The organism is Yersinia sp. LJYL362, assembly GCF_048323875.1.
Window position 1 is genome coordinate 1 of record NZ_JBLWEX010000074.1, and the last position, 9654, is coordinate 9654.

Genomic DNA, 9654 nt, shown 5'->3' on the forward strand with positions numbered 1-9654 from the left:
CAGCACAAGTTGCCCGCTATCAACAGCTTTATCAACGCTATCAACAGTGGTGTCTATCCGCTGAGCCACACTACGCACCGGTAACCGAAGCGTGATTAACCGGCTGATTTATAACTTTATGCTGTATGAAAATTGATTAAATGGAGTATCCGATGGACGTATTCAAGCAATCAGAAGTGTGGTTTGTGATAGGCAGTCAAAACCTGTATGGCCCTAAAACCCTGCAACAAGTGATGGATAATGCCCATCATGTCGTCAATAGCCTCAATAGCCTCAAGAGCGAAGAGAAATTGCCGATCAAACTGGTGCTCAAACCTTTGGTGACCACACCAGATGAAATTACCGCGTTGTGTCGTGAGGCCAACTACGCTACCGCCTGTATTGGTGTCATGACCTGGCTGCATACCTTCTCGCCAGCCAAAATGTGGATTGGCGGACTGAGCATTCTGAATAAACCGTTGCTGCAATTCCATACTCAGTTTAATGCTCAGATCCCATGGGAAACCATGGATATGGACTTTATGAACTTGAACCAAACTGCTCATGGTGGCCGTGAGTTTGGTTTTATCGGCGCACGTATGCGCCAGCAACACAGTGTTATCACCGGTCATTGGCAAGATAAAGAAGCGCATCAACGGATTGGCCAGTGGATGCGCGTTGCGGCAGCCAAACAGGAAAGCCAACAACTGAAAGTCGCCCGTTTTGGCGATAATATGCGCGAAGTGGCAGTGACCGAAGGGGATAAAGTTGCAGCACAGATCCAGTTTGGTTACTCGGTTAATGCCTACGGTATCGGTGATTTAGTCACCGTGGTGGATGCGGTCAGCCAAGGTGAGATTGATACTTTGGTTGAAGAATATGAAGCCACTTACCGGCTGACAGATGCCGTGAAGCTGAATGGCAATAAACGCGAAAACTTACTCGATGCTGCGCGCATTGAGTTGGGTATGAAACGTTTTCTCGAACAAGGTGGTTTTAAAGCGTTTACCACTAACTTTGAAAATCTGTATGGATTAAAGCAGTTACCGGGTTTGGCGGTTCAACGCCTCATGCAACAAGGTTACGGTTTTGGTGGTGAAGGTGATTGGAAAACCGCTGCATTATTACGCATTCTGAAAGTCATGGGTACCGGCCTAAAAGGCGGCACCTCCTTTATGGAGGATTACACCTATAACTTCCAGCCAGGTAATGATCTGGTGGTGGGTTCCCATATGCTGGAGGTGTGCCCATCGATCGCCAAAGAAGAAAAACCGCTGTTGGATGTACAGCATTTAGGTATTGGCGGTAAAGCCGACCCTGCTCGGTTGATCTTCTCGACTCCGGCAGGCCCGGCACTCAATGCCAGCTTAATCGATATGGGGAACCGCTTCCGCTTGTTGGTCAATGTGGTCAATACCGTTGAGCAACCGCATCCGTTGCCAAAATTGCCGGTAGCCCGGGCTATTTGGCAAGCTCAGCCCTCACTGGCAACCGCCGCTGAAGCCTGGATTATCGCGGGAGGTGCGCACCATACCGTGTTCTCACAAGCTATTGGTGTGGATGAGTTGCGTTTGTATGCCGAAATGCACGGCATTGAATTCCTGCTTATTGATAACGACACCACGTTGCCCGCGTTCAAAAATGAAATTCGCTGGAATGAAGTGTATTACCACCTAAATCGCTGAGTCAGGTATATAGATAAAGGGGCTTAATTGCCCCTTAAGGTTAATGACAAAATACCCGTATCGGTGAAAACAGGTAGATCGTAAAGACGCCGTAAACCCATCCCTGGGGGCTCGAGCCGCGCCATCCGTGGCGCGGACGCTTTACTCTTCTACCTGTCCTCACCTTGCAAGGTAGAGTCGTTGGGGTTTGTCAGCAGTCTGAAGACGATTAACCGCCCCTTTCTTTACTCTGTCTGTAATCGCCACAAACGTGCATAGGTGCCGGACTGAGCCAGTAACTCTTGATGGCTACCTTGCTCCAATACTTGCCCCTCTGTTAATACAAAAATACGATGGCATTGGCGTAATGTATTCAGCCGATGCGCGATACAAATGACTGTACGGCCACGGATGATTTCGGGTAACTGGCGCATGATAGCGGCTTCAGATTCATAATCCAGCGCACTGGTCGCTTCATCAAGAATCAGTATTTTCGGGTCTGCCATCAAGGCTCTAGCTAACGCCACCCGCTGCCGCTGGCCACCCGAGAGCAGACTACCCCGCTCTCCCACTGGCGTTTGATACCCCTGTGGTAGTGCCGTAATAAAGTCATGGGCGCCCGCTAATCGGGCAATGTGCTCAACGTGAGCATCATCAGCGTTTGGCCGGCACTGGCATATGTTGTCACGTATCGATCCTGAAAATAGTACGCTTTCCTGCAATACCACACTCATCTGACAGCGTAATGTCGTCGCATCCGTAATAGCCAAATCCTGCCCATCAACCAAAATTTGCCCATGTTGCGGGGTATATAACCGTTGGAGTAGCTTGGTTAATGTCGATTTTCCACAACCCGATGGCCCGGTAATACCAATAAACTCACCACCCGCAATATCTAAAGTTAGGTTTTGTATCACTTCGGCGGCATCTGACCGATAGCGAAAACGCACCTGTTTAAAAGCCAGCCCCCCCGGGCTATTCGGACGGGATAACAACCCAGCGCTCCCCGGTTCGGTGGGATAATCCAAGATAGTGCCAATGCGTTTTAGCGCCACCTGCGTATGCTGAAAATCTTGCCAGATTTGCGCCAAACGTAGGATAGGCTGAGTGACGTAGCCGGAAAAAAGGGTAAATGCGATAAACTGCCCTGGCGTCAGGTCCCCAGCCAACACCAATGTCACACCTAGCCACAATAAAATAGCCGAGGTTACTTTATTGATTAACGTGATGCCTTGTTCAGCGATATTCGCGGCTCTGGCACACGCAAATGAAGCTCGCACATAACCGGCCAATGAGTGCCGCCAGCTCCGATTAAACTGGTGCTCGGTGGCCGATGTTTTGATGGTTTCCAACCCGCTAATGGCTTCGGTCAGGAATGCCGTATTCTGTGCGCTGGCTTCATATTGGTGTTCTACACGTTTACGTAATATTCCCCCTGCCGCCCACCAGAACAACAGGTAGCACACCAAAGAAAACAAGACTATCCATGTCAGTTGGGCACTGTAGCAAAACATCACCGCGATAAAGGTGCCGACAAAAACCAAATCCAGCAACATAGTCAGCGCCGATCCCGTCAGAAAACTGCGGATTTGCTCCATTTCCCGCATTTTTGCGATGGTTTGGCCGGTTTGTTGCGAAGCAAAGTAACCCAGTGGTAGCCCCATTAAATGACGATAAAGCCCGGTATTGAGCTCAGCCCCCACTCGGCTGGATAAATGCGCAAACAGCCATCCGCGCAAAAAGGTATAGCACGGTTCCACAATGGCCAACGCAACCATAGCAATCCCGAGCACCATCAAGCTCCCCATCCCTCGGCTCACCAACACTTTGTCGATGACCGTTTCAAACAGCATCGGCGTCACCAGCAAAATGCCCTGTAACAGCAATGAAACCAAAATGATGTTGCGCAACTGATGGCGGTATTTGAGGATCACCGGTATAAACCAGCTAAACCCAAATGGCTTTTTTTGTTGCTCCTGCAACTCAGCTTTTGCCAATAATATGGCCTCGCCCCCCCACAAATTGGCGAGTTCCTGCTGGCTTATCTGTTTTTGCTGACCATCAACCGGAAAATACACACTAGCGCCATGTTCATTCAGTGCCAATAACACGTACCACTGTGTGCCTTGACTGAACAAAATAGGAAGCGGCAAATGCCCTAACCGCGAAAAGGAACAGCTGACGACTCTGGCTCGCAAGCCAATCCAATTTGCACAGCGGCATATGGCAATATTATCGATTTTTTGCGGTGCCAGCCCGACCTTATGAGCCAAGTGCGAAGCCTCGACGGCCAAATCAAAGCATGCTGCCGCACGGGCTAATGCCACCCACGGCTGAATGTGCGAAGCCGACGTTGAGTTCATCATATCAACGCTCCCTCATGGCTTCTGATTGGTATTGCTGTAATGGACTGAGTAAATAATCGATAACGCGCCGGCGACCGGTTTTAATCTCGACACTCACCGCCATACCCGCAGATAAACGCACAGGCTTCCCTTCCACGATTAGCGTATCGCGATTAAATTGGATACGAGCCGGAAACACTAAGCCTTGCTGTTGATCTTCCATGGCATCGCGGGAAATATATTTGATCTCACCGGAGAGAGTGCCAAAGCGAGTATAGGGGAAACTGTCTATTTTAATTTCCACCGGTTGGCCCGGTCGCACAAAACCGACATCTTTATTGAGGATCATAACATCCAGTTCTAGTTGATGATTTTCCGGGACCAACACCATAAGGGGTTGAGCGCTGGTGACGACCCCCCCGAGAGTGTGCACCGTAGATTGCTGTATAACACCGGCCACTGGCGCACGTAACGTTTGTTGCCGCTGCTTTTCCATTAACTTCACCCGCTCTTGCTGCAATAGGTTGATAACTTCGTGGGACTTATTCAGTTGTTCCTGATAACTTCGCTTTTTTTCGGCCAAATAGTGCAACCGCGTTTGTGTCAGATGGTGTGTTTTAGCTTGTAAAACTGTCTGTTCATTCTGCAAACGGCTCGCCTCGGCATTGGCATTCAGCCATTCTCGTTCTTGTATCAACACTTCCACTTCAGCAATTGACTTAGATTTCACCAGTACCCGCAGTGCTTGTAACCTGCGCTGGATATTTTTGATTAATGCTCGCTGTTGGCTAATACTGGCATCCCCTGCTTTGATATAGGCTTGGTTTACCGCTTGCTCACTGTCCTGCCGCGCCAGCTCGGCATTGGTTTCAGCATATTCTTTTATCAAAAGAGCCTTGGCTTTCATTGCCACACTGGTAAGGCTGTTCTGGGGAGCAACGAAAGATGAGAGAGGGTCATCGGTCAGCAGTGCTGACATTCGCGCAACCTCCAGCGAACGATGCATTAATTGTTGGTTGATATTGTTGATCTCAGCATCAATGCCGATCGGACTGAGTTCAATTAACACTTGCCCCACGGCCACTCTGTCACCATCACGCACCTTAATGGCCGCCACCACACCCGTTTCAAGCGATTGGATGACTTTAGAATGCTCAGAAACAATCACCTTGCCATTAGCAGAAGCATGAATATCCAGCTTTCCGACAATCGACCAAATCAAGACCAACACTAATGTGAGCGCTAAAAACCAAGCCGTGCGTCGAGCCCATGGCGCTACCGGGCGCTCTACGATATCAAGATAAGCCGGGAGAAAATCATATTCGTCACGAGTTCGCTCCGTGGAAGAATGGCGCTGCCCACGTTTTTTTAGCACCTTAAAAATCAGTAGCTTCGCCAAGGATTGCATCCATTTCATGTTAATTCCCCGTCGCTGAAGTCGGCCTGCTGACGCCACAGTTGGGCATAGACACCGTTCTGAGCCAGCAGTTGGTCATGATTTGCCAACTCAATCACCTGACCTTCTGTTATGACAGCAATACGATGGCAGTGCCTTACCGTCGAAAGACGATGCGCAATGGTGATAACCGTACGATTAGCGATGATTCGAGACATGTTTTTCTGTACTTCAGCCTGTGACTCATCATCTAACGCACTGGTTGCCTCATCAAAAATCAACACGCGGGGATTGGCCAGCAGCGTGCGGGCAATCGCAATACGTTGACGTTGCCCACCGGAAAGAGAGGTTCCGCCTTCTGACAAAACGGTGTCATACCCGAGCGGCAAGGCCAGAATAAACGCATTGGCACCGGCCAGACAGGCTGCCTCAACGACTTCAGCCAGAGAGGCCGTTGGTCGGGAATTGGCAATGTTTTCGCGAACCGTGCGGTTAAACAGGTAATTTTCCTGCATAACTACCCCGACTTGACGCCGCAAATATTCAGGGGAAAAATGACCTATAGGGCAACCATCAATATTAATAGCGCCCTGCTCAGCGATATACAGGCGCTGTAATAACCGCGCGACGGTGCTTTTCCCCGAGCCGGATGGCCCCACCAGCCCGATATGCTCCCCCGCCGGCAGTGATAATGAGAAATGACGCAAAACCGGTTCCAAGTCAGGACGATAACGAAAAATGACATTATTCAAGGTGATATTACCCCGAATCGGGGGGTTAGACGGTGCAGCCCCCACCGCATGTTCAACAGGCAAACTCAAAATGTCGGAAATCAGCATCAGCCCCACTTGCGCCCGTATGCTCTGTTGCCATAAATCAACTAACTTACTCATGGGCATAACTGCCTGAATTGCCAGCATATTGAAGGCAATTAATTGCCCAATGCTGAGTTGCACCGCCATGACTTGATATGCCCCAATAACGATAACCAGTGCTCCCGCCAGTTTTTGTAGCAATTGAGCGCACTGGCTGCTGAAGTTTTGCAGATTTTGCACCTGAAAATTGGCTTGAGCATAATCACGCGTCTGCGTCTCCCAGCGCTGCTGCATTTGTGGTTCTAATGCCAGGCTCTTGACGGTTTCCACTCCCGATAGGGTTTCGGTTAAAAATGCGCCATTTTGGGCTGCACAACTGCACAATACCTGAACTTTTTTTTGCAATGGTCGAGTGGTCAGTGCGGCTAATAACAGATAAAACGGTAATGTACTCAGGATAATGAATGTCAGTAGCGGTGAAATACACCCCATAATGACAAATAATACGAAAGTGAAAACGACATCGACACATAATGTCAGGGCCGACCCGGTGATAAATTCACGAATATTATCTAACTCTCGCACTCTGGCAACAATATTACCCACATGGCGCTGCTTAAAATAACTGAGTGGCAATTTGATTAAATGCTTAAATAGCTTACCCCCTAATAAAATATCGACTCTGGTGGTGGTATGACTAAAAATATATTCACGCAGCAGTTTCAACAATACTTCATATACCCCGACCACTAATAACACGATAATTAATACATCAAGCGTTGTCAGTGCATTATGCACCAAAACTTTATCCATGATGACTTGAAAGAAAAGCGGAGATATCAAGGCCAAAAACTGCAACAGCATGGATAATACCAAGACCTGAACCAGTGATTTGCGGTGGCGCAATAAAACCGGAATAAACCAGCGGATATCAAATCGCGAATGACGACAATAGAGGATAACACCGCCCCATTGTTTACTAAGCTCTTGATAATCTATTATTTGTGGTTTATCACTGTCAAAGTGTTGCAGCAATGCCTGACTGTCATTTAATCGGGCCAATAGGATGAACCGGCCCTGAATATCCCGAAATGCCAGGGGTAATTGACCGGGTTTTATTTTATTTAATGATTGCTTTTTCACTTTGAAACGGAGCGATGTGACGCGCGACAATTGCGCAATCGACCCTTTTAAGGAGTCGAGCGTGACCCTTGTCGAGAGATCAGTGACAGTATTTTTGCCAAATATCTCGACGGATTCTGCATTAATTCCCGCCAACCGAATTAATCGTGCGGCGCAGACCAAAGCGGAATGAATATGATTTCCCATAAATGACACGACCTATAATTTTACCGTCAAAAACAAAAAACTGTTTATGAAGCCATAGAATATAACCATGGGATTGTAGGCTTTCTTTTATACACTGAACTTATAAAGTAAGAATTTATAATAAAATTCATCTCAAAATTGCTTTAAATTCATTTAAAAAAATAAAACGCATAAAATTGAAATCCAATAAGCCCCATACAGGACGTGGCGGGGTCAACATTAAACACTCGGGTGCTATTGATGCCCCGTCGCACACATTTATTGATCTGCATTGTCAATTCTTGACGGGTTTGTGTGATAATTCGCGGCGATTTATAGCCTAAATAATTCGATTTGTGGGAAGGCGGTAAGTGATTCGGGAAACGACTGCCGCCAACACACATGCTGCTTGAAGTATGACGGGTATATAGCCATCGTGATTGGCCGCCGCCGTTTTATCACTGATAACAGGAATTTTCTCATCATGACACCGACACGCCCTTCTACTGCCGATGCTCTCGCCCCCTTATCTGATATCAATCCAGACACAAATTTGCTCCCCATTCAACACATTGCACAGAAATTAGGGCTGACCGCCGATGATTTAATCCCCTATGGGCGTGATATGGCGAAAGTCGATATCCGCGCATTACACCCCGATGGCCCACAAGGCAAACTGATTCTGGTTTCCAGCATTACCCCGACGCCGCTGGGAGAAGGTAAAACAGTGACGACGATTGGTTTAAGTCAGGGAATCAACCGCTTAGGCTATCGCGGGGTGGCTTGCATTCGCCAACCCAGTCTGGGGCCAGTCTTTGGTGTTAAAGGGGGAGCCGCAGGCGGTGGTGCAGCACAAGTGTTACCCATGGAGAAATTGAACCTGCATCTGACCGGTGATATCCATGCTATTAGCGCGGCACATAATCTGGCAGCGGCGGCGCTGGATGCACGTCTGTATCATGAACAGCGCTTGGGCTCGGCTTTTAGTCAACAAACCGGCATGCCACGGCTTAATATTGATGCTCAACACATCCTCTGGCCACGAGTGGTTGACCATAATGATCGGGCGCTGCGCCATATTCAGGTCGGTGTGGGCGGCGGTACTCATGGTGTTGAGCGGCACGACCATGTGGAAATTGCCGCGGCATCAGAACTTATGGCCATTCTGGCGTTGTCAGAAAGCTTGCACGACATGCGCCAACGCATTGGCCGAATAATATTGGCCCACAGCACTGCCGGGCAAGCCATTACGGCTGATGACTTGGGGGTGGCAGGGGCCATGACGGCGCTAATGAAAGAGACCATCCACCCAACACTGATGCAAACCAGCGAACAGACGCCGGTGCTTATCCACGCAGGGCCATTTGCCAATATTGCCCACGGCAACTCTTCAGTGCTGGCTGACCGTCTGGGGTTGCAGTTAGCAGACTATGTGGTGACGGAAGCGGGTTTTGGCTCGGATATGGGGATGGAGAAGTTCTTTAATATCAAGTATCGCCAATCGGGTATTGCGCCATCCTGTGTGGTCCTGGTTGCCACATTACGCAGCCTGAAAGCCAATAGCGGTGTTTTTGATATCAAACCGGGCCAACCTCTGCCTGCTGAAATTCTCAATACCAACATTCCTTTATTAAGCCAAGGTTGCGCCAATCTAAAATGGCATATTAAGCATGCCAAAAGCTATGGTCTACCGGTGGTGGTGGCCGTCAATTGCTTCCCTGACGACAGTGCGGAAGAATTGACCTTTTTAGCCGACTATGCGCTATCTGCCGGTGCGGTTGCCTGTGAAATCAGCGAGGCTTTTGCCAAAGGTGGCGCGGGCACCACCGCGCTGGCTCAGCGCGTTATCGATGCCTGCGCCCCTGCACCAGCCCCTGCACTGGCCTACCCTGATAGCGCCTCCCTGGAGCAGAAAATAGAGATTCTGGCGCAGCGCTATGGCGCGCGTGAAGTCTCTTTCACCCCACAAGCACGTCAGCAACTTGACTCAATCACGGCAGCAGGTTTTGGTCATTTACCACTGTGTATCGCCAAAACACCGTTGTCCATCAGCGCAGATGCCAGCTTAAAGAATGTTCCACGTGACTTCGTGTTGCCTGTCACCGCCTGTGCGGTGTCAGCCGGTGCCGGATTTGTGCGCATTTATG

5 protein-coding genes are annotated in these 9654 nt (G+C 49.1%); 2 read left to right on the plus strand and 3 right to left on the minus strand.

Annotated elements, in window-relative coordinates:
• The first annotated feature begins 152 nt into the window (after positions 1–152).
• Entirely contained in the window at positions 153–1664 is a 1512-nt protein-coding gene (gene araA / locus ACNSO8_RS03090) for an L-arabinose isomerase (RefSeq protein WP_418393791.1), read from the plus strand.
• A 224-nt stretch (positions 1665–1888) separates the two neighbouring features.
• Here the strand turns inward: araA and ACNSO8_RS03095 are convergent, their stop codons facing one another.
• Genes ACNSO8_RS03095 through ACNSO8_RS03105 form a run of 3 tightly spaced genes read right to left on the minus strand, consistent with a single transcriptional unit; the run spans position 1889 to position 7528 of the window.
• A complete protein-coding gene (locus ACNSO8_RS03095; RefSeq protein ID WP_418393792.1) occupies positions 1889–4009 on the minus strand; it encodes a type I secretion system permease/ATPase in 2121 nt (706 codons plus the stop codon).
• 1 nt (position 4010) lies between these two features.
• Positions 4011–5405 (minus strand): HlyD family type I secretion periplasmic adaptor subunit, encoded by a 1395-nt coding sequence (locus ACNSO8_RS03100; RefSeq protein WP_418393793.1) that lies wholly within the window; start codon positions 5403–5405, stop codon positions 4011–4013.
• Positions 5402–7528 (minus strand): peptidase domain-containing ABC transporter, encoded by a 2127-nt coding sequence (locus ACNSO8_RS03105; RefSeq protein ID WP_418393794.1) that lies wholly within the window; start codon positions 7526–7528, stop codon positions 5402–5404. Before ACNSO8_RS03105 ends, ACNSO8_RS03100 begins: the two co-directional genes overlap by 4 nt.
• Before the next feature lie 463 nt (positions 7529–7991).
• Between ACNSO8_RS03105 and ACNSO8_RS03110 the strand changes: the two genes are divergently transcribed.
• A partial coding sequence (locus ACNSO8_RS03110; protein ID WP_418393795.1) for a formate--tetrahydrofolate ligase occupies positions 7992–9654 on the plus strand: 1663 nt, incomplete at its 3' end.

Bases quoted from the DNA above. Each gene is read 5' to 3' on its own strand.
- ACNSO8_RS03105 (WP_418393794.1), bottom strand. From the start codon at position 7,528: ATGGGAAATCATATTCATTCCGCTTTGGTCTGCGCCGCACGATTAATT.
- araA (WP_418393791.1), top strand. From the start codon at position 153: ATGGACGTATTCAAGCAATCAGAAGTGTGGTTTGTGATAGGCAGTCAA.
- ACNSO8_RS03095 (WP_418393792.1), bottom strand. From the start codon at position 4,009: ATGATGAACTCAACGTCGGCTTCGCACATTCAGCCGTGGGTGGCATTA.
- ACNSO8_RS03100 (WP_418393793.1), bottom strand. From the start codon at position 5,405: ATGAAATGGATGCAATCCTTGGCGAAGCTACTGATTTTTAAGGTGCTA.